Source organism: Streptomyces liliiviolaceus (assembly GCF_018070025.1).
Lineage (GTDB): Bacteria > Actinomycetota > Actinomycetes > Streptomycetales > Streptomycetaceae > Streptomyces > Streptomyces liliiviolaceus.
Genome location: NZ_JAGPYQ010000002.1, coordinates 1,491,712 through 1,512,983 on the forward strand (window position 1 = coordinate 1,491,712; position 21,272 = coordinate 1,512,983).

Genomic DNA, 21,272 nt, shown 5'->3' on the forward strand with positions numbered 1-21,272 from the left:
TGCGAACAATTCAGCCGACCAGATTCACGTCCTGCGGTCAGGACTTTACGCCCTGAGGCACAGCAAGCTGAAGTCATGACGAGTACAGCCCTCCGCAGCAGGGCGTGGAAACTGCTGGAGACGGTCACGACGCCGCTCCTGCCGTCGGACTACCTCGACCTGGTCAGTCCGCTGCGCGCGGGCGCCGACCTGCGTGGGCGCATCGAGGCCGTGCACCCCGAGACGGGTGACGCCGCGACCGTCGTGATCAGGCCGGGACGGGGCTGGCGCGGCCACACAGCCGGTCAGTACGTGCGGATCGGGGTCGACGTCGACGGGGTGCGCCTGTGGCGTGCCTACTCCCTCACCTCGCCGACGGACCGCCGGGACGGCCGCGTCACGATCACCGTGAAGGCGATCCCGGACGGCAAGGTCAGCAACCACCTGGTCCGCAGGGCGAAACCGGGCACGCTGATCCAGCTCGACCAGGCGACCGGTGACTTCGTGCTGCCGCGGGCCAGGCCCGCCAAGGTGCTCTATCTGACGGCCGGCAGCGGCATCACGCCCGTCATGGGCATGCTGCGCGACACCGAGTTCAACGACGTCGTCATGGTCCACTGCGCGCCACGGCCGCAGGACGTGATCTTCCGCAGCGAACTGCACGACCTGGCCGCGGACAAGAAGCTGCGGCTCACCGAGGTGCACACCGACACGGACGGCAAGCTCGACATCGCCCGTCTCGACGAACTCGTGCCCGACTGGGCCGAGCGCGAGACCTGGGCCTGCGGGCCCGCGGGCCTGCTCGACGCCGCCGAGGAGCACTGGACCGGACACGGCGTCCGGGAGCGTCTGCACACGGAACGCTTCCGTCCCGGCATCGTCGTCGCCGGCGACGGTGGCGAGGTCACGTTCAGTACCACCGGCAAGACCGTCGACGCGGACGGCGCCACTCCGCTGCTCGACATCGGCGAGGAGGCCGGCGTCCTCATGCCCTCCGGGTGCCGCATGGGCATCTGCTTCGGCTGCGTCACACCGCTCAGGTCGGGCGCCGTCCGCGATCTGCGTACCGGCGAGATCACCGAGGCCGAGCCGGGCGTCCTCATCCAGACCTGCGTGTCCGCCGCGGCGGGCCCGTGCGACATCGAACGGTAGGAGCACCTTGACCGCCATCGACCCCACCGCCCACCTGACCTCGGAGCAGATCGAGGAGCTGGGCCGCGAGCTGGACGCGATCCGCGACGAGGTGATCGCCGCCCGCGGCGAGAAGGACGCCGCCTACATCCGCAAGGTCATCTCGGTACAGCGCAAGCTCGAACTGGCCAGCAGGGGCGTGTTGCTGTTCTCCTTCTTCCCTCCCGCGTGGCTGCTCGGCACCGCCGGTCTGTCCGTGGCGAAGATCATGGACAACATGGAGATCGGCCACAACATCCTGCACGGCCAGTGGGACTGGATGCGGGACCCGAAGATCCACTCCACCACCTGGGAGTGGGATCACGTCTCGCCGTCCGAGCAGTGGAAGCACTCGCACAACGAGCTGCACCACACGTACACGAACGTGATCGGCAAGGACAACGACCTCGGCTACGGCATCATGCGCGTGGACGAGGACCAGCGGTGGCACCCGTTCCACCTCGGCCAGCCGCTGTGGAACTTCATCAACGCCTGCTTCTTCGAGTACGGCATCGCGGCGTACGACCTGGAGCTCGGCAAGAACCTGCGCAAGCGCCGCCGCAAGAACCCGGAGTTCCGCGCCCGGGCCAGGGCCGTGGGCCGCAAGATCCGCAAGCAGGTGCTCAAGGACTACGTGATCCACCCGCTGCTGTCGGGCCCGTCGTTCCTCACCACGCTCGCCGCCACGTTCACCGCGAACCTGGTACGCAACCTCTGGACCCACTCGGTGATCATGTGCGGGCACTTCCCCGAGGGCGTGCAGGTCTTCGAGCGCCGGTCCATCAAGGGTGAGACACGCGGCCAGTGGTACCTGCGCCAGATGATGGGCTCGGCGAACATCAGCGGCAGCAAGGCCATGCACTTCATGACCGGCAATCTGTCGCACCAGATCGAGCACCACCTGTTCCCGGACCTGCCGAGCAACCGGTACGCCGAGGTCGCGGTGAAGGTGCGCGCGCTCTTCGAGAAGTACGAGCTGGAGTACGTCACCGGGCCGCTGCCCAAGCAGGTGTTCTCCGCGTGGCACAAGGTCTTCCGGCTCTCGCTGCCGAACAAGAAGCCCAAGGCCAGGACGCCGGACCGCGAGAAGGAACTCCTCGCGGCGTGATTCCCGCGCCCCGGCGCGCAAGCCGACCCGCGCTGCCGGCGCGCAAGCCGAAGTGCGCCGCCGGTGCGCAAGCCGAAGTGCATGGCATTCGCTAGTGCATGGCCCTCGCTGCTACTGCTGGAGCTCGATGACGTCGGCGATCACGCAACTGACGTTGTCGGGGCCGCCGGAGGCGTTGGCGAGGGCGATGAGTTCACGGACGGCCGTCTCGGGCTCACCGGTCCCGGCGAGTACGCGGTGGATCTCCTGGGTCGGCACGACCGTCGACAGGCCGTCGGAGCACAGCAGATAGCGGTCTCCCCCCTGGGCGTCGTGGAGGCGCATGTCGGGATTGGTGTCGGCTCCTGGGACCAGGGCCCGCACCAGGAGCGACCGCTGGGGGTGGGAGGCGGCTTCTTCCTGGCTGAGGCGTCCCTCGTCGACCATCGACTGGACCATGGTGTGGTCGTGGGTGATCTGCAACAGTTCTCCGCCGCGCAGGAGGTAGACGCGGGAGTCGCCGATGTGGACGAGGGCCAGCTGTGACCCGGTCCAGAGCATCGCGGTGAGTGTCGTACCGGTGCCTTCGGACGCGGAGCCCGTCCCGGCGACATCGTGGACGGCCTGCTTGGCCTGTTCGACGACGTCTTCGAGGACGTTGAGGAGGTTGCCGGCCGGGATGCTGTCGGTTTCGAGGTGCTTGAACGCGTCGACGGCTGCCGCGCTGGCAGGGGCTCCCTGGCTTCCGCAGCCGTCGGCGACGGCGAGGAGCTGGGATCCCGCGTACGCGGTGTCCTGGTTGCTCTCGCGGACGAGGCCCTTGTCGGAAAGGGCGGCGTAACGGATTCCGAGGGACTTGGCGGTCGGAGACATGGTGGGGTCCTTCCGTGACAGGTGGTCGATGAGGAAGGCGGCCAGGTCCCGCCGCGCGGCGGTGTCGGCCTCGACCTGGGCCCAGAACGCGCGGACCTCCTGGCCCGCCGGGCCCGCATCCAGCGCGCAGACGTGCTGGATGCGGGCGAGCGGCATGCCCAGGCGCCGGAGCCAGGCGACCAGGCGGGCCTGGTCCAGCTGGTCCGGTGCGTAGAGGCGGTAGCCGGTCACCGGGTCGACGCGTGCGGGGGTCAGCAGGCCGAGCTCGTCGTACAGGCGCAGCGCCTTCGGCGACAGCCGGGACGCCTTCGCGAACGCCCCGATGGTCAGCAAACCCATGTCCGCTCCTCCTCGTACCGGGCGCGTCGCCCGGCCCCACCGATGCTGTGGCCTCCCCCAAGGTCAAGGTCAAGAACCCGCTTCTGGCGACGGCCATCGGCCCGGGTGCCGCCGCTTTCAGACAGTACTGATCGGCGCGGGGTTCTCGGGGAGTCGCCAGTCGCCGCCGCGGTCCTCCTTCGAGAGGCGCGCGGCGAGATCGGGGACCCGCAGGAAGCAGGCCAGTGCGGTGGCGGCCTGGAAGGCGTCGATCGCCCGCTGGGTCATCGGCATGCCCAGGCGCAGGAGACGTGGATTCACCTCACCCTGGATCTCGTCGACGAAGGGCCGCAGCACGCTGTCGTAGTTCGCCAGCGCGGTCGGCAGATCGCCCGGGTGCCGGTTGATCTCGCCGGCCAGGACGTGGGCGCCCACCAGGCCGCCGGAGATGCCCATGCCGCTGTAGGGGGAGGCGCAGTGGGCGGCGTCGCCTGCCAGGACCACGCGGCCCTTGGACCAGGTGTCGGTGCGGACCTGCACGACCTCCTGGGAGTAGAAGAAGGGGCTCGTCCGCATGCCGTCGACGAAGCGCTCGGTCTGCCAGCCCGCGTCGCGGAACCTGCTCGCCCAGAATTCCTGCCGGCGCGCGACGGGTTCCCGGTGGATCGCCGATGCTTCGTCGGACTCCTCCCGCATCACGAAGTACACCTGCGTCTCGGTCGGGTTGTGGCTGCGGCGCATGATCTGACGGCCGCCCGGGACCATGTAGGTGTCCCGGATGTTGCTGTCGGACGCGATGCGCGGGATGAACCAGTAGGCCATGTGGATGCCGACCCGCCAGTACGGGTCGCAGCCCGCGGGGAGGATCTCCCGCCGGATGCGCGATCCCTGCCCGTCCGCGCCGACCAGGAGGTCGTACTCGCCCGAGGACCCGTCGGAGAAGTGCGCGACGACCTTCCGTTCGTCCTGCTCGAAGCCGTCCACGCTCACGCCGAAGACGTACTCGGTGTCGGCCTTCGACGCGTCGTACAGGATGCGTACCAGGTCGCCGCGCATGATCTCGTACTCGGAGGTGAGGGTCTGCCGGCCCCGGCCGGAGGTGTTGGCCATGATCGTCGCCTTGGTCCTGCCACGCGCGTCGACGAAGGCGACGCCCGCCTCGTCCACCAGCCTGCCGCGGACGGCGTCGAGGAGTCCCATCCGTTCGACGGCCTCGATGCCCTGTCCTCGCAGGTCGACCTGTGCTCCGGTGGCCCGCAGCGCCGGAAAGCGTTCGGCGACGGTCACCTCGTGGCCGCCCCGCGTGAGCCAGAAGGCCAGCGCCTGGCCCGCTATCCCACCACCGGCGACGAGGACCCGCAGGGGGCGCGCTCCCGATCCGTCGGCCATGCCCATCACCCCAAAAATCTATCGGTGAACGATTCCTCTTCAGAGTCATCTATCAGTGATAGATTTGTCAATGTGACCAAGGTGAACCGGGAGATCGTCGTCTCCGAAGCGCTCGACCTGCTCGACGAGGTCGGGCTGGACGCGGTCAGTACGCGGCAGCTGGCGAAGCGGCTGGGCGTCGAACAGCCCTCGCTCTACTGGTACTTCCGCACCAAGAAGGACCTCCTCGCCGCCATGGCGGACGCGGCGATGGCACCGCACGCGACCGCCCCGCTGCCGGCCCCCGACGACGACTGGCGCGAGTGGTTCCTCGACAACACGCGGAGCTTCCGGCGCACCCTGCTGATGCGCCGGGACGGCGCACGCCTCCACGCGGGCAGCACCCCTGTCAACGACCTCGACCGGATCCGGCACAAGATGGACTTCCTGGTCGCCTCCGGAGTACCTCAGCGGGAGGCGCAGACGGCGATGCTGGCCGCGAGCCGTTTCACGGTCGGCAGCGTTCTGGAGGAACAGGCGGACGCCGGCTCCGGTGACGGCTCGGAGCCACCGGCGGACATGCCCGTGATCGACCACGAGTCGGCGTTCGAGGCCGGCCTGACCCTCATCCTGGACGGCTTGGCGCAGCGCACCGCAACGCGGGCCGTGCCCCCACCGGGAAACGCCGCCGCTCCTCGCAGCTGATCCCCGGGCTCCTCCTCCACCCCGGTGCCGGACAGGCGGGCGGCGGGGCTTCGAGGAGTGCGGCCGCGCGCCCGCCGGGGCGGCGCGTCAGACCACGGCGAGCCGGTCGACCAGCAGTTCCATCCTCCGCTCGGCTTCCGCCGCCGGCAGCCGTCCCACCCGGGTCAGCGTCGCCAGCCCGTGCAGGGCCGCCCAGAACACCTCGGTGAACAGTCCCGGATGGACGTCGTCCCCGGCGACCTCGCCCAGGCTCTCCAGCAACGCGGCGAAAGCGTCCTTGAGCGGTTCCGGGGTGTCCTCGCGCGCGAACGCCAGACCGCCGTCGAGCTGGAACAGGGCGTCGTAGACCGCCGGGTTGCGTGCGGCGAAGTCGAGGTAGGCGCGGGCGAGCGCGGTGACCCGCTCGCGCGGGCCGTCCGCGGCAGCAGCAGCGGCCCGCACCGCCGCGGCCAACTCGGTGGCGCCTTCGAGGGATACGGCGCCGATGATCTCGCGCTTGCCGCGGAAGTGACTGTAGAGGACGGGCTGGCTGTATTCGATGCGCTCGGCGAGCCGACGTGTGGTGACCGCGTCCCAGCCCTGCTGCTCGGCGAGTTCGCGGGCTGTCGCCACGATGAGGCGCTCGCGGGCCGCCCGTTCGCGCTCCTTGCGTTCCTGTACCGACATGGGCCGATCCTAGCACTGCTAGACAATCAAGCGGCAGCAGGTCTAGCGTTGCTTCATCAGCTAGCGGCACTAGATTTCTGGAGGGGTAGCAATGCTCGACGCACTTGAGGTCTTCACCACCGTGATCGTCGGCCTGATGGTGGGCGTGGAGTTCTCCGTCGCCTTCGTCATGAACCCGATCCTCAACGCCCTCCCGGAGGACAGCCGCCAACTCGGCCACGCCCACGGGGGCCGGATGCTCGGCACCCTGATGCCGTTCTGGTACGTCGGCTCGCTCGTCCTCAGCGCCCTCTGGGCCGTCGCCGGATGGCACCGGCAGGGCACGGGCCTGGTCGTCATCGCGGCCGCGCTGCTGATCCTGAGCGTGGTCATGTCGCTCCTGCTGCTCGTCCCGATCAACAACCGGAACAAGGCGTGGACCCCGGAGAACCGGCCCGCGGACTGGCAGGAGCAGCTGAACCGCTGGCTCCGCTTCCACTACATCCGCGTCGCCGTCATCATCGCCGCCTTCACGCTGCTCGTGGCCGCCCTCGCGTGACTCCTCGGACCGACACGGGCGAAAAGCTTTGGAGCAGTGCGGCATTCAGCACTGCGAACACTTCCGAAGATAAAGCGGCCGCATACTTTCAACAGATATTACTGGGCTGCATTTTCGCTCAACTGTGCATATGCGGCCCCTGTTCACGGTCCTGCTCCTAGCGTGACTGACGCAACGGGGCGGGAACAGCCCGGCCCGGCCCGCGAACGGAGACAGGTCATGGCCGATGTGGACGTATCGCTCAAAGAGTTGATGGCCGGCGTGGAGGGATCCCTGGGGGCCGCCGTCGTGGACTACACCAGCGGCCTGGCCCTCGGTGTGCTCGGCGGCGGCAAGGACCTGGACTTAGAGGTGGCCGCCGCCGGAAACACCGATGTCGTCCGCGCGCAGATGCGGACCCTGGAGCATCTCGGCCTGGCGAGCCAGATCGAGGACATCCTGATCACTCTCGACCGGCACTACCACATCATCCGGCTGGTGAACGGGCGAGGCGGCAACGGCCTGTTCCTCTACCTGGTGCTGGACAAAGCGAGGTCCAACCTGGCGATGGCTCGTCACCAGCTCAAACGAGTGGAGGAAAACCTCGCCGTCTGACCTTCCTTTCGCATGCCCTCGATGTGAAGAGTTCTGCAACTCTCGACATCCATACATGTCCATTCCGTAGGTTCCGGCGGGACGAGGTGCGACAGACTGTCCTCACAGGTGGGAGCACCGAGTCCCGTTCGGCCTCATCGCCCACGCGTAGGGAGCAGACGGCTGTGAAAGTGCCCCTCTACCAGGCCAAAGCCGAGTTCTTCCGCATGCTGGGCCATCCCGTACGCATCAGAGTTCTCGAACTGCTGCAACATGGCCCGGTCGCTGTGCGGGACCTGCTCGCCGACATCGAGATCGAACCGTCCAGCCTGTCCCAGCAGTTGGGGGTACTGCGCCGGGCGGGCATCATCGTCTCCACCCGCCAGGGCTCCACCGTCATCTACGCCCTCGCGGGAGGCGACATCGCGGACCTTCTCAAGGCCGCGCGCCGCATCCTCACCGAACTTCTCGCCGGGCAGTACGCGATCCTGACGGACGTGCAGGAGAACGAACCCTCTTCCGTTCCCCTGCCGGCCGGAAGAGAGACCTGACGTCGCCTTTCCTCGGCCGCATCTGCGGCGCCCAGCCGGTTGTCAGTGGCAGCCGACACAATGCGATCAAGCACGACGCACCCGTGGCGCCCAGCACGAGAAAAGGTCATCATGCGCGAACTCTTCCAGTTCAACCGACTCCACGCGGACGAACAACTGCGCTCGCCCAGCGGACGGTTCGTCCTGCACTACGACGCGGCGGGCATCGCCGTGATCACGGACACCGAGCGGGACGAGGTCACTTGGCGGGCGGGGACCGTCGGACGACTGCTGCTCGGCGACCGGAGCGAGGTCCAGGTCGAGGCCTGGGACAGTTACGAGACGGTCTGGCTCTCGGGTTTCGCAGCCCCCGGGGCGCGGCACCTGATCCTCACCGACGCGGGCGACCTGGAACTGCTCAACGGCGAGCACGCCCGCCTGGCCAACTCGCGCACCGGTCCGGTCGAACCACTGGCGCTGCGGGACACCGCCGCCGCGGCCGACATCAACGCCGGCAGCTACCTGCTCAGCGAGGGCAAGAAGCGCCGGACCGTCGTCCGCGAACAGGACGGTCAGCTCCGGGTCGGCGAGCACTGGTCCAACGGCGGCGGCGGAAGCTACGCACTGACCGGGCCGCTGGTCGACTGGCTGGAGCAGGAAGGCACCGTGCTCGGCTGGCTCATGCTGCCGGTCAACGGCACCAAGTCGAAGGCCCGGACGCTCTGCCTGACGGATACCGCCGGCACCGTCCTGTGGCACGAGGGCGAACCGAGCCGGACCACGCCGGTGTTCGCGGGAGCCCCCTACGCCTACGGCGGAGCGGAACTCGGCGCCGGCGGGCGCCTGCGGCATCAGTCGCTGACCTCTCCCTCCGGCTCGCACACCCTGGTTCACCAGGGGGACGGCGATCTGGTGCTGCGCTGCAACGCCGAGCACCGGAACGTGTGGTCGGCAGGCACGCACTGGGCCATCGGCGGATGGGCCGAGCTGACCGCCGACGGCGACCTGGTGGTGCACAACCCGCACGGCGCGCCCGTCTGGCGCTCCGGCACGGCCGGTTCGGGTGCCCGGCGGCTCGCCGTCCGCGACGACGGCCGGGTGGAACTGCTCGACGCCGAGGGCCGGGCGGTGTGGTCGGTGGACACCCACACCTCCTGCGACGGCCCGGCCGTGGACACGCCGCGCGGCGCGGTCCTGCGCCGGGGACAGACGCTCCGTCAGCACGCCCTCACCTCCACCGACGGCAGCACGGTGCTCGGCCACCATGACGACCAGCGTCTGGTGCTGTTCGGAGCGGACGGCAGCTGGCTCTGGTACGCGCACCTGGGGGACGTACAGCGGCCCGGACTGCTGCTGGACGAGGACGGCATGCTGCGGATCCTCGACGACGACACCGAGCGACCGGCGCTGGCCGGTCCGGCGGACGAACTGCGCGTGGAAAGCGGGGAAGTCCTGCTGTGCCGCGCGGACGGCACGGTCGTGTGGCGCAACGGCGAAGAGGTGACGGAAACGGACGCCGCCGCACCGGAGCCGGCCGAGGACTTCGAGACGTGGCTGGAGGAGCTGAACGGTCTGGAGTACTTCAGCGTCGCCGTCGTCCACGACACGACACCCGACGAGGCCCTGCTGCGCCTGGGCGCCGACCCGGGCCGGGTCCGGACGGGCACCTGGGACGACCTGCGGACACAGAGCGAGATCGAGGACGCCGGCATGGGCGACGTGTGCCTGGCCGCGTTCGCCCTCGGCCCGCACACACTGCTCGTCGAGAACAACGGCCACCCGGGGACGGAGAATTCGGTGCTCTCCCCCGGCACCTTCGCCGTGGCCTGCTCCCGCAGCATCAACGCGGACACCAGCTTCATGGTGTACCGCGACGGCGAGGTGGTGGCCGACCACTCCGAGGAAGGAAGCGAGGAGCCGACCACCTCGGAGGTCCGGGCGGCCATGGCGGCGATGGACGCCGACGACGACCCTTGCCAGGCCGCGTTCGACGACACCCTCGAACTCTTCTGCCGCACCGCCGGAATCCGACCCACGGTGGCAGACGTGACCGGCATCGCGAGGTGGGTGATATTGCCTGCCCTCAGGTGAGCCGGTCGCCCGACCCGGTTCCATGACGTGCCGTCCTCGTCGGCCCCGGCCCCGGCTGCGCATCCGCATCCGCATCCGCATCCGCATCCGCATCCGCATCCGCATCCGCATCCGGCGAGGTTACGTAATCTGCACCGACGCGAAGGGGCCGGCAGGCGCGCGACGGTGGCTGCATGAAACGACGCACAGCGCTGAAGGCTCTCGGGTTCGGCACCGGGGGCGCGGTTGTCCTCGCTGGTGGTGGTTACGGCAGCTACTACTACGCCGCGAAGCAGGACACGTTCGGTGAGATCGACTTCGACAAGGTCCTGCCGATCCCGCCCCTGGCAGAGTCGGAGAAGGGCTCGCAGGGGGCCCGGGTGTTCACACTCGGCATCCGGTCGGGCAGGACCCGGTTCAAGGCGGGCGCCACCACCCGCACTTGGGGCGTGAACGGCACGTATCTCGGTCCGACGATTCGGGTGCGGCGCGGCGAGCAGGTCGAGTTCGTCGTGCGCAACGGCCTCGATGAGGACACCTCGCTCCACTGGCACGGGATGCACCTTCCCGCGGCCATGGACGGCGGACCCCACCAGGTCGTCGCGCCCGGAGAGACCTGGCGGCCGCGGTGGACGGTCGACCAGCCCGCCGCGACGCTCTGGTACCACCCGCACCTGCACGGCGCGACCGCCGATCACCTGTACCGGGGCCTCAGCGGCCTGTTCATCGTCGACGACGAGGACTCCGAGGCGTCGGCATTGCCGTCCGAGTACGGCGTCGACGACATCCCGATGATCGTCCAGGACCGGGCGTTCGACGGGGACAACCAGTTCGAGAAGCGAGTGCCACTGGGCGGCTCGGTGGGCGTGATCGGGAAGGAGGTGCTCGTCAACGGCGCGATCGGTCCGTACGTCGACGTCACCACCAAGCTCGTACGACTGCGGCTGCTCAACGGCTCCAACGCGCGCCTGTACAACCTGGGGTTCTCCGACGACCGGCGCTTCTCGCTCATCGCCACCGACGGCGGCCTGCTCGCCGAACCGTGGAGCACCGAGCGCCTCTATCTCTCACCCGGCGAACGTGCAGAGATCGTGGTGGCCTTCGAGCCGGGCGAGCGGGTCGAACTCCGCTCCCACCCGTCCGAGTACGGCGGCACGCTGGGACGGATCGACGGCTTCGACGACCGTCTCGACATCTGCCAGTTCCGGGCCGCGGCCACCCTGTCCGACGTCGCCGAACTCCCTGCCGTGCTCGGTGTCGCACCGGACCTCGCGGGTGAAACGGCCGCACGGGAGCGCTCCTTCGTGCTCGCGTCGGACCAGATCAACGGCAGGTCGATGGCGATGGACCGGATCGACTTCGGTGTCCGCGAGGGCACGGTCGAGGTGTGGGACGTGGTCAACGACAACGGCTTTCTGCACAACTTCCACGTTCACGACGTGCAGTTCCAGGTGCTGACCGTCGACGGCGGGAAGCCTGAACCGCACCTGCGCGGCTGGAAGGACACCGTCCTGCTGGCACAGGGGAAGCACTACCGGCTGGCGATGCGTTTTCGCGGGCACACCGATCCGAACACGCCGTACATGTACCACTGTCATCTGTTGCAGCACGAGGACGACGGGATGATGGGCCAGTTCGTCGTGCTCGGCAAGGACGAGAAGGTCGGCGCCGTGCCGCGGACACACCATCACTCCTGAGAACCGCCCGCCTTGAGAACCGTCCTCCCCGAGGACCGTTCTCGATTCCCGCGTCGCCAGGAACCACCCGGAACTACCCGACCCGCCCGTTCCCCGGGACCGGACCGGGGTCCCCCGCCGGCTCGGTAGGCTACGCGCTGTGCAAACGTTGGCCCATACTCGCGGTCCGCTGCTCGGCAGGCAGTACGAGACACAACGCCTCGGTGAGCTGATCGGCGCGGCGCGGGCAGGCCGGGGCGGGACTCTGGTCCTGCGCGGTGAGGCGGGAATCGGCAAGAGCACGCTGCTTGAGCACGCGCAGGAGGTGGCGTCCGGGTTCCGAGTCCTACGGGCGGGCGGGGCACAGCACGAGGCGGAGCTGCCGTTTGCCGCGCTCCACCAGCTGTGCCTCCCGGTGATGGAGCGCCTGACCGAGCTGCCCGTCCAGCAGCGCCAGGCCCTGCGGATCGCCTTCGACCTGGCGTCCGGGACCCCGGACGTGTTCCGGGCCGGCCTGGCGACGCTGGGGCTGCTCACGGCGGCCGCCCAGGAACGCCCCGTGCTGTGCGTGATCGACGACGCGCACTGGCTCGACGCGGCTTCGTCGAAGGCACTGGCCTTCCTCGCCCGGCGCGTCTCCGCCGAGCCGGTGGCCATGGTGTTCGCCGTCCGACTGCCGTGCGAGGAAGAAGAGTTGGAGGCCCTGCCGGGCCTGAACGTCGACGGGCTGACCGACGCCGACGCACGGACACTTCTCGCCCGGCAGAGCCACGAGACGCTCGACGAGCAGGTACGCGACCGGCTGGTGGCCGAGGCCAGGGGCAACCCGTTGGCGCTGCTCGCCCTGCCCCGAGCCGGCGGGTTCGCCCCGCCCGAACCGGCCTCGGTGCCGCACCGGGTGGGCCAGGGATTCCGGACCACGCTGTCCGGCCTGCCCGCGCAGGCGCGACTCCTGCTCACGATCGCCGGTGCCGATCCGACCGGCGATCCCGGGCTGCTGTGGCCCGCGGCGCGCAGACTGGACATCGACCTGGCGACGGCCGGTGCGGCCGCCGCCGCCACCGGACTGGTCGAGTTCGGCGCCCGCGTGCGCTTCTACCACCCGCTGGCACGAAGCGTGGTGTACGACGACGCCGCGGCGGGAGAGCGGCAGCTGGCCCATCGCGCGCTCGCCGAGGTGACCGACCCGGTCACCGACCCCGACCGGCGCGCGTGGCATCGCGCTCAGGCCTCCGCCGCCCCGGACGAGGACGTCGCCGCGGAGCTGGAGCGCTCGGCGTCCCGCGCCCTGGCACGTGGTGGCGCGGTGGCCACGGCCGCCTTCCTCGAACGCGCGGCGGAGCTGTCGCTCGACACCGGACGGCGTATCGAACGCACCCTCGCGGCCACGCGCGCCCATCTCGACGCGGGCGCCACCGACAGGGCGGCCGCACTGCTCACGACCGTCGAGGGCTCGGGCGCGTACGAGCTGCAGCGGGCGGAGGCCGATCTGCTGCGGGGCCGCATCGCCCTGGCCCGGGTGGACGACAGCGACGGTCCGCCGGCCATGCTGCGCGCCGCGCGGCGGTTCGCGCTCCTGGATCCCGCGCGCTCCCGGGAGAGTTACGTGGAGGCGCTCGAAACGAGTCTGCTCGTCGGACGCGCGAACGGTGTGACGGACATGGTCCTCGCCGAAGCCAGGACCGCCTCGCCGCACGCCCCGGACATCCTGGACGCGCTGGACACCCTGTCCTCGGACGGGCACCACGCGGCCGTCCCCCTGATCAAGGAGGCCCTTGACGGCGCGAACGGCCCGCTGTGGGCCCGGCACCCCGCGCTCGCGATCATCCTCGCGGCCGAACTGTGGGACCCGGGCACCCATGTGCGGATCATCGAGTGGCTGCTGAAGAGCGGGCGGGCGTCGGGATCCCCGCTCGTCCTGCGGCTCGGTCTCGCACAGGCTGCCTCCGCCGCCGCACTCGCCGGCGACCTCGACGAGGCGATGGCCGCGATCGCCGAGGAGGAGGCGATCGCCGACGCGACCGGTGCGCCTCCCGTCATCTACCACCGGCTGCAACTGGCCGCGATGCGCGGACGCCGCGAGGAGGCTGTCGCACTGTTCGAGGCCGTCACCGCGACGGCCACCGCCACGGGGCAGGTGATCTCCAACATCCACTGGGCGAGCGCGGTGCTCCACAACGGCCTGGCCGCATATCAGGAGGCCCTGGCGGCCGCACGGCGTGCCGTGGCCGACGGTGAACTCTTCGTCGCCGGGTTCGCCCTGCCGGAACTGGTGGAAGCCGCCGTCCGGTGCGGCGACCACGCCGCGGCCGTCGCCGCGCTGGAATCGCTGACCGAACGCACCCAGGCCAGTGGAACCCCTTCGGGCCTGGGCATCGCGGCGTACGCGCGAGGGCTGGTGGAGGGGACGGAGAAGGACTACCGGGAAGCGATCGACCGGCTCACCGGCACACCGCTGCTCCCGTACCGGGGCAGGGCCCACCTGTTGTACGGGGAGTGGTTGCGGCGACAGGGCCGCAGGCAGGACTGCCGGCCCCAGCTGCGTACGGCGCACGAGTTGTTCTCCGGTGCCGGGTTGGAGGCGTTCGCCCGGCGAGCCGCCGACGAGCTGCGCGCCACGGGAGAGACGGCGCGCAGCCGGACCGGTTTCGCGCGCGACCGGCTCACCATGCAGGAACTGCACATCGCGCGGCTGGTCGCCACGGGTGCGACATCGAAAGAAGTGGCCTCGCGGCTGTTCATCAGTCCACGCACCGTGGACGCGCACCTGCGCAGCGTCTACCGGAAGCTGGGCATCAACTCGCGTCGGCAGCTCAGGGACCGGCCCGATCTGCGGTCCGTGGACACATCGCTCTGAACCAGGACTGACGAGGAGGGCCTGACCGGCTCCGACCCGGTCACGCCCTCTTCCCGCCCAGACCGCGAACTTACGCACGTAAGTTTATTCGCGTAGCCCCTTGTTCGATCTGACCTAACAGCTATAGCCTTACGATCGTAAGCACACGGCAGGAAGTCAGAGGAGCAGGCCATGAACAGCGCCACACCCGCCATCACCGCGACCGAGATCGTCCTGCCGGGCAAGGTCGAGCCGGAAGGCCTGGAGACCCGGACCCATGAGTTGCCGGCCCCCGGCAAGGGCCAGGTCGTCCTGCGGATGGAGGCCACCGGGGTGTGCTTCGCCGAACAGCAGATGCGCCGCGGCAAGTACTACGACCAGCCGCCGTTCCCCTTCGTCCCCGGCTACGACCTGGTCGGCACCGTCACCGCGACCGGCCCCGGAACCGACGGCGCGCTCATGGGACGCCGGTTCGCCGCGATCACCAAGACCGGGGCCTGGGCCAGCCACCTGACCGTCGACGCCGCCGACCTGATGCCCGTGCCCGACGAGATCGACCCGGCCGTCGCCGAGACGGTCACCGTCAACGGCGTCACCGCCTGGCAGATGCTCCACCGCACGGCCAAGGTCCGCAGCGGCCAGACCATCGTGGTCCTCGGCGCCAACGGCGGCGTCGGCTCCACCCTCGTCCAGCTCGCCCGGCACGCCGGCATCACCGTCATCGGCACCGCCTCGCCCCGCCACCACGACGCTCTGCGGAAACTGGGCGTCACCCCGGTCGACTACCGCGACCCGGACCTGTACGCCCGCATCCGCGAACTGGCCCCCGACGGCGTGGACGCGGTCTTCGACCACGTCGGCGGCCCGGCCATCGAGGACTCCTGGCAGCTGCTGCGCCGCGGCGGCACCCTCGTCTCCTACGGCACCGCCGCCAGCAAGGACGAAGAGGGCAACTCCCAGCTTCCCGTCCTCAAGCTCTTCGCCCGCCTCAACACCTGGAACGCCCTGCCCAACGGCAGGAGCGCCCACTTCTACAACCTCTGGGCCGGCAAGCGCCGCTGCCAGAAGACCTGGCAGCAGCGGATGACCGACGATCTCACCCAGGTCCTGCGCCTGGTTGCCGACGGCGCCCTAGGTCCTGTCGTCAAATTACCGGCGTCCGCCCGGAGGGCGGGCCGGGCGGCGTCTGGTGCGTGCTCTCGGTGTGCCGGGCGGAAGTCCGCGTACTGGACGTACTTGGGCTTTCGCCCGGTGCGGCGAGTGGGGGTCCCCCCGGCCGGAGGCTGGGGGAGCGTGCCAGGCGTCGCCCGGCAGGCGGGAATTTGACGACAGGACCTAGTCCCGCAGATCGCCGCCAAGTTCGCCCTGACCGACACCGTCGCCGCCCTGCAACTCGCCGAGTCCCGCACCGTCGCCGGAAAGGTCGTCATCGTTCCCGAGGTCTGACACCCGGCGTGCCGCGACTCGCCGACCACTCCACGACGGAAGGTGACGAAGTGAAGCGACCCGGATCGGTACGAGCGCCCGGCGCGGCGCGGGCCGCCGCGGCCCGCACGCACAACCGCCGTGGAGAAGGCGGGCGCCTGCGCGAGGAGATCATCGACGCGGCGGCCGAGCTGCTCGACGAGACGGGTGAGCCGCATGCCGTCACGCTGCGATCGGTGGCCCGCAGGGTCGGCATCGCCACCCCCTCGATCTACCCGCACTTCCCGGACCGGCCGGCCATCGTGCTGGCCGTCGTACAACGGGAGTTCGCCGGACTGGAGAGCAGTCTGGGCGCGGCGGTGGAGCGGGCCGGCGGCGATCCCCGGCAGCGGCTCCTGGCCATCTGCGCTACCTACCTCGACTTCGCCGGGTGTCACCCCCGGCGCTACCGCACGATGTTCGGCGGCCTGTGGGTGCCGCCCCCGGGCGACAGCTCGCTGACCGAGACGGATCTCGTCGTGCTCGGCGCGTCGTGTCTGCTGATGCTCATCGACGCCCTGGGCGACTGTGTCGCGGCGGGCGCGGCCACGAGCACGGACGTGTCGGCCGACGCGACGGCGCTGTGGGCGGGCCTGCACGGCCTCGCCCACCAGCGTCTCGTCTCCCCGTCGTTCCTCTGGCCCGAGAACGTCCCCGAGCGTGTCATCGGCTCGCTCGCGCACCTGACAGCGGTCTGACGCCGGACCGTTGACCACGGCTGTCCGGTACGCCGACCGGCCGGTCGAGTGGAGACCTGCCGACGCTCCGGCGCCGGACTTGCCCCACGCACCGTCGCATCCACCCCGAACGACCTGCCGTTCGGGGTGGATGCGCGCGTGCCGACCTCGGGGAGCGTCAGATCGTCCCCGGGGGCTTCGGCGCGAGGTCGGCAGGCGTGCTGCCGGGCGGGCCGAGGAGCAGGTCGCCCATCTCCTCCGCCACGGCGTTGAAGAGCTCCACGTCGAGTGCGGTCGCTTCCGTGAACAGGTGGAGCGGCGTGGCGGTGCGAGCGATGACCTCGGCGAATCCGGCCGGTGTGGAGATGTTGAGGGCGCGGGCGCCGTCCGGGCCGGCTGCTATCGCATGGGGTACGCGCAGGGGGATGGTGTAGAAGTCTCCCGAGCGCAAGGTCACCTTCTCGTCGCCCGCCCACACGGTCAGCAGGCCGGCGGAGACCCAGAGCCGCTCCTCGTACCTGGTGTGGGCATGCAGCGGCGTGGCCGCACCGGCGAGCATGAAGGAGTCCGTCACGTCATGACGGCCCTCGGTCTCCTCGGCCGCGGTGAGGACCGAGACCCGGAGTTCCTGACCGAGGGCGTACTGACGACCGGGATGGTCAGGATTCGAGGACAAGGAGGGGATAAGGCTCATTGATCATCCTTGGGTGGTGGGTTGCCGAGCCGGCCGCTGCGCGAAGGAGGCAGCGGGAGCGGCGGCGGGCGGTTTTCCGCAACTGGTCGATTCGGCCGTGTTCTTGAGCCGCTTCATCCAGTCGGCGAGGCCGGTGTCGAGTGCGGTCTGGTTGCCGGGGACGTCGGCTTCAGCGGGCGCGCCGGCCCAGGATTCCTCGGTGGTGGCCAGTACGCCGCCCTTGACCTGTTCGAAGGTGAACAGGTGGATGCCGTCGATGCCGTTGACGGGCGCGGCCCACGCGGTGCATCTGCGAGGTGCGACGGACTTGACCGTGGACGTGACGTGCATGTTCTGGGGCGACCACTCGAAGACCGAGCCCTGCCGGAGCGGTCCAGGCGTCTTCTTCCGCGCCGGGGTGATCTCCGGTATCCAGGTGTCCCACGCGTCGATGTCCGTGTGGAGGTGCCAGATCGTGGTCAGCGGCGCCTTGATGAGGACGGTGGCGCGGCTGATGACCGGCGCGCTCCTGTCGACGGTCACGCCCCGGCACGCCTGATGGGTCCTGCCACCGGGCTTCGCTTCATGCGCCGCGGCCGGTGACGGTGCCGACAGCGCCGTCGCCGTGACGACCGCGGCGACAGCCACCCCCTGCACGACCTTGTTCCGTGATGTCATCGAGTGGTTCCTTCTTGCTTGCTCGGTGATTCCGTTCCGAGCACCATCCTGTGGGCGGGCCGCGCGCCGTCGCATGGGTAATCACTACGTAACCCCGGTGTCCGTCGCCCGGTCAGAGGTCGTCCACGTCGACCAGCCCGTCCTGGATGGCGCGGGCGACCAGGCTCGCCTTGGTGCGGGCGGGGCGGCCGACGTTGGCGTACTTGATGCGCACCCGGTCCAGGTAGGAGTTGACCGTTCGTACGGAGATCCCGAGGCGCTGCGCGACCAGTTCCTTCGACTCCGACTGGAACCACTCGATGAGTACGTTCTCCTCGCGCACCGAGAGCTGGGGGCGGTCGGCGCGGGTGTTCGTGCCCAGCGCGCCGGCCAGCGCGGGCGGCATGTAGGGCCGCTCGTCCGCCGCCGCCAGCGTCGCCTCGACCAGGTGGTCCCGGCCCTCGCTCTTGGTCAGATAGGTCGCGGCTCCCAGGTCCAGGCAGTTGAGCGCGGTCTTCTCGTCGTCCCGCATCGAATAGACGATCACCTGCCGACCGGCGTCGACGAGTCTTCGAAGGCTGCCGAACGCGGGTCCGCCCTCGCCCAGTTGCAGATCCAGCACGACGACGTCGGCCGTGCTGCCCGGCTCGGTCCAGGCTTCGCCCACGGAGTCGCCGGCCGCGACCACGGTGATGGGTCGTTGCGATGCGGCGTACCACGCCTCCACGCCCGAGAGGATGGCGGGATGGTCGTCGACGACGACCACGCTGACCGGTGCGTTGTCACTCATGTGAGGTCAACTCCGGAGATCGCCGGTCTGCTCCAGCCCGCCTCCACCCACACACTTCCGCCGCGCATTGTTCGCGCCACGTCCACCTGCGCGCTCGTTGCGCGGTCGTGTGTGTCAGCGGCCTCTTCCGTGTCCCGGCCGCCGGCGCGGTCCTCGCTGACCACGCTGACGCGTACCGTTCGGGGTGTCCACACGACGGTCACCCGCGCGGTGGAGCGGGTCCGGCCCAAGGTCACCGCCACCGGGTCGATCAGCTGTCTGCGTACCTCCACCGGCACCTCCCCCGGTCGGCCTCGTACGGACAGATTCACCGTCACCCCCCGGTGCTCGGCCACCTCGACGCACGCCCGCAATTCGTTCAGCAGCGGGTCGAGGACCGCGTCGCTCTCCGCGAACAGGCGGCGCATACGGGCCGCTTCCACACCGCACCTCAGCCTGACCTCCTCGTCGTGCGGGCTCAGCGCACCATGGCCGAGGCCGACGAGCAGCGGCACGGTCGTCGCCGTCAGCGCGCGGTAGCGCTCCTTGTGGTCGCGCTGCATGTCCTCGTGGATACGTTCCCGGGTACGCATCTCTTCCTCTCGTGCGGCCGCGGTTCCGGCCGCCGGCGCCGTACCGTGGAGCAGGTACGACATCAGTACGCCGACGGAGAGCTGGAAGCCGCAGCTTCCTATCGTGGAGATCCCCAACGTGGCCCACTGGGCGGCGCTCGGCGCCCCGGACAGGAACACCGCGGTCGCGTTGAGCCCCACATGCGCTCCGAGGAACGCCGCGAACACCCTGACCCGCAGGTCTGCCAGCAGGAACAGCGCATGCCAGCCGACCACTCCGAACGCCCAGTCCGGCGCGGCCGTCGACAGCTCCGCCGGGAGCGTGAACGCGCACACCGCCGAAACGGCCAGCACCGAGCCCACGCTCCCCCACCGCACCGCCGGAGGGATCTGTCTGCCACGCAGGAGATAGGCGCCCCCGATCACGGCGACGGCGGCAAGGCAGACGAAGGCGGTCGTCTGCGCCCACGCGGGGCGGTACACGTCCTGGTGGACCACGAGCCGGCGCAGCGAGATGGTGAACTGCCACACCAGACTGATCAGCAGCACGGCCAGTTGGGTCCCGTGCAGGAGCCGCCCGCGGATGAAGCGGACGTCGGCCGTGTGCCGCACCTGCTCGCGGGGCGGGCGCGGTACGTCGGGAGCCTGTGCTCCGTCCCCCGTCTGTGACGCCCCGGTCGGGCCGTGCCAGCGCCACTGCACGCGGGTCCCGTCGTCCGGACGGGAGGTGACCGTGGCGGAGCCTCCGACCGCGTGCATCCTGGCGACGATGGAACCGGAGATGCCCCGGCGCCGCGCGGAGACGGACCGCGGGTCGAAACCCCGTCCCGCGTCGGACAGTTCGACGACGGCGCCGTCCCCCTCCGTCCAGGCCCTGAGATCCGCCTCCCGCACCCCGGAATGGCGTGCCACATTGGTGACGGCTTCCCGGACCCCGTTGAATATCGCGAGCCCAGGGCCGGACGGAATCGCGAGCGGGCCGTCGATACGCGTCTTGAGCCGCACCCTGGTCCGCCCCTCGCCCTCCGGCACGCAGCTGAGGAGAGCCGCGAGGTCGACGCTCCCCGTCTCGAAGCCGGGCACGGCGGACATGGCCTCCAGGTCCTGTCTGGCGCGCGGCGGCAGCCACGACCAGTCCCGGCCGTCGCCCTGGGAGACCATCAGCAGCGTCGCGCTGGCCGTGTCGTGCAGGGTCGCCAGGTACTCGCGCTCGCTCGCCCTGCGCGCGGCGGCGACCTCCATCTCCCGGCGCGCCGCCGCCCTGACCGCGGCCGACCGGTCGGCCGCCCTGGCCAGCGCCCGCACGATGAGGTAGGCGGCCCTGGACAGGCACACCTGGATCAGCATGCGCACCAGGGGTACCACGTCGGGGCCGCTGCCCGGCGAGGCGAGGACGTCGCCGAGTACGCAGACGCCGGCCCCCAGTGCGGCCAGGGCGGCCCCGGCCAGCGGTCGCGTCGCCCACTCGTACTGGAAGGCGACGACGCTGATGCCGACCATCGCCTCCACCATCACATTGGCGGGCTCGCCGCCGATCACCGGCTGGGACAGCCCCGTCAACACCACCACGGCCGCGTCCAATGTCCACAGCAGGGCGAGCGGGAACAGGTCCGGGCGGCGCAGCGCGTAGAGGCGTACACCGCAGGCGAGGAAAGCGGGCACCAGCAGGGTCGATGCCAGGGGAACGTCCGCCGCGTCGGCCGAGACGACGCCCAGCGCACCGCACAGGCAGACCACGATGGACCGCAGCCACACACCGAACCGCTCAAGGGCCAGGATCACCAGCCGCTCACCGGACCTGGGGCGGTCCATCGGCTCGGCGACCGCCTCCCTGTTCCCCCCGGATCCCCCATGCCCCATGGAGGACAAGGGTAGTTGACCCGCGATCAAGGCAGTACGCCCGTTCGCCTCCGGCGTCGGTGCGGTCGGGGCCGTGCACGGGAGGGGTCTCGTCCGCCGCCCGGTGGGTGTTCCGGCGTACGCGTCGTTCCGTGTGGGGCGAACGACCGGCACACCCGGCGACCGGGCCGGACTAACGTCCCTGTCGTACGGGGCTGGCACCGGCCGCGGC

The 21,272-nt window shown here is 70.2% G+C and carries 18 protein-coding genes; 11 read left to right on the top strand and 7 right to left on the bottom strand.

Going from position 1 to position 21,272, the window contains the following annotated elements:
* Positions 1-75 precede the first annotated feature (75 nt).
* Together J8N05_RS42000 and J8N05_RS42005 are read left to right on the top strand one after the other, a co-directional pair.
* Positions 76-1,131, top strand: coding sequence for a ferredoxin reductase (locus J8N05_RS42000; RefSeq protein WP_210892602.1), 1,056 nt, complete (start codon positions 76-78; stop codon positions 1,129-1,131).
* A gap of 7 nt (positions 1,132-1,138) precedes the next feature.
* Positions 1,139-2,257, top strand: coding sequence for a fatty acid desaturase family protein (locus J8N05_RS42005; RefSeq protein ID WP_210892604.1), 1,119 nt, complete (start codon positions 1,139-1,141; stop codon positions 2,255-2,257).
* Positions 2,258-2,368: 111 nt separating this feature from the next.
* Here the strand turns inward: J8N05_RS42005 and J8N05_RS42010 are convergent, their stop codons facing one another.
* Both J8N05_RS42010 and J8N05_RS42015 read right to left on the bottom strand, forming a co-directional pair.
* Complete coding sequence (locus tag J8N05_RS42010) at positions 2,369-3,448, bottom strand: MerR family transcriptional regulator (RefSeq protein WP_210892606.1); 1,080 nt, start codon at positions 3,446-3,448, stop codon at positions 2,369-2,371.
* Between the two features lie 117 nt (positions 3,449-3,565).
* A complete protein-coding gene (locus tag J8N05_RS42015; RefSeq protein WP_210892609.1) occupies positions 3,566-4,816 on the bottom strand; it encodes an FAD-dependent monooxygenase in 1,251 nt (416 codons plus the stop codon).
* Between the two features lie 72 nt (positions 4,817-4,888).
* Between J8N05_RS42015 and J8N05_RS42020 the strand changes: the two genes are divergently transcribed.
* On the top strand, positions 4,889-5,500 hold the full coding sequence (locus J8N05_RS42020; protein ID WP_210892611.1) for a TetR/AcrR family transcriptional regulator C-terminal domain-containing protein: 612 nt from the start codon (positions 4,889-4,891) through the stop codon (positions 5,498-5,500).
* 87 nt (positions 5,501-5,587) lie between these two features.
* Here J8N05_RS42020 and J8N05_RS42025 read toward each other — a convergent pair whose 3' ends face one another.
* A complete protein-coding gene (locus J8N05_RS42025) occupies positions 5,588-6,166 on the bottom strand; it encodes a TetR/AcrR family transcriptional regulator (RefSeq protein WP_210892613.1) in 579 nt (192 codons plus the stop codon).
* A gap of 91 nt (positions 6,167-6,257) precedes the next feature.
* On the opposite strand from J8N05_RS42025, the gene J8N05_RS42030 reads away from it, so the two are divergent.
* From J8N05_RS42030 to J8N05_RS42065, 8 genes are all read left to right on the top strand, one after another.
* Positions 6,258-6,704 (top strand): DUF1772 domain-containing protein, encoded by a 447-nt coding sequence (locus J8N05_RS42030; protein ID WP_210892615.1) that lies wholly within the window; start codon positions 6,258-6,260, stop codon positions 6,702-6,704.
* Between the two features lie 219 nt (positions 6,705-6,923).
* Positions 6,924-7,298 (top strand): hypothetical protein, encoded by a 375-nt coding sequence (locus J8N05_RS42035; RefSeq protein WP_210892617.1) that lies wholly within the window; start codon positions 6,924-6,926, stop codon positions 7,296-7,298.
* A 164-nt stretch (positions 7,299-7,462) separates the two neighbouring features.
* Positions 7,463-7,828: an ArsR/SmtB family transcription factor gene (locus J8N05_RS42040; RefSeq protein WP_210892619.1), complete on the top strand. Its 366-nt coding sequence runs from the start codon at positions 7,463-7,465 to the stop codon at positions 7,826-7,828.
* Positions 7,829-7,939: 111 nt separating this feature from the next.
* Entirely contained in the window at positions 7,940-9,898 is a 1,959-nt protein-coding gene (locus tag J8N05_RS42045) for a DUF6461 domain-containing protein (protein WP_210892621.1), read from the top strand.
* A 173-nt stretch (positions 9,899-10,071) separates the two neighbouring features.
* A complete protein-coding gene (locus tag J8N05_RS42050) occupies positions 10,072-11,574 on the top strand; it encodes a multicopper oxidase family protein (RefSeq protein WP_210892623.1) in 1,503 nt (500 codons plus the stop codon).
* Positions 11,575-11,722: 148 nt separating this feature from the next.
* Entirely contained in the window at positions 11,723-14,410 is a 2,688-nt protein-coding gene (locus tag J8N05_RS42055) for an ATP-binding protein (RefSeq protein WP_456339986.1), read from the top strand.
* 171 nt (positions 14,411-14,581) lie between these two features.
* Positions 14,582-15,715, top strand: a complete 1,134-nt coding sequence (locus J8N05_RS42060; protein ID WP_210892628.1) for a medium chain dehydrogenase/reductase family protein — start codon at positions 14,582-14,584, stop codon at positions 15,713-15,715.
* 170 nt (positions 15,716-15,885) lie between these two features.
* Positions 15,886-16,551, top strand: coding sequence for a TetR/AcrR family transcriptional regulator (locus J8N05_RS42065; protein ID WP_210892630.1), 666 nt, complete (start codon positions 15,886-15,888; stop codon positions 16,549-16,551).
* A gap of 157 nt (positions 16,552-16,708) precedes the next feature.
* Here the strand turns inward: J8N05_RS42065 and J8N05_RS42070 are convergent, their stop codons facing one another.
* From J8N05_RS42070 to J8N05_RS42085, 4 genes are all read right to left on the bottom strand, one after another.
* A complete protein-coding gene (locus J8N05_RS42070) occupies positions 16,709-17,224 on the bottom strand; it encodes a cupin domain-containing protein (protein WP_210892632.1) in 516 nt (171 codons plus the stop codon).
* A gap of 3 nt (positions 17,225-17,227) precedes the next feature.
* Positions 17,228-17,881: an SRPBCC family protein gene (locus J8N05_RS42075; protein WP_210892634.1), complete on the bottom strand. Its 654-nt coding sequence runs from the start codon at positions 17,879-17,881 to the stop codon at positions 17,228-17,230.
* A 112-nt stretch (positions 17,882-17,993) separates the two neighbouring features.
* Positions 17,994-18,650 carry a response regulator transcription factor gene (locus J8N05_RS42080; RefSeq protein ID WP_210892636.1) on the bottom strand — a complete coding sequence of 219 codons (657 nt, stop codon included), beginning with the start codon at positions 18,648-18,650 and terminating at the stop codon, positions 17,994-17,996.
* Complete coding sequence (locus tag J8N05_RS42085; protein ID WP_247706907.1) at positions 18,647-21,061, bottom strand: sensor histidine kinase; 2,415 nt, start codon at positions 21,059-21,061, stop codon at positions 18,647-18,649. The genes J8N05_RS42080 and J8N05_RS42085 overlap by 4 nt, the downstream gene beginning before the upstream one ends.
* Between the last annotated feature and the right edge of the window lie 211 nt (positions 21,062-21,272).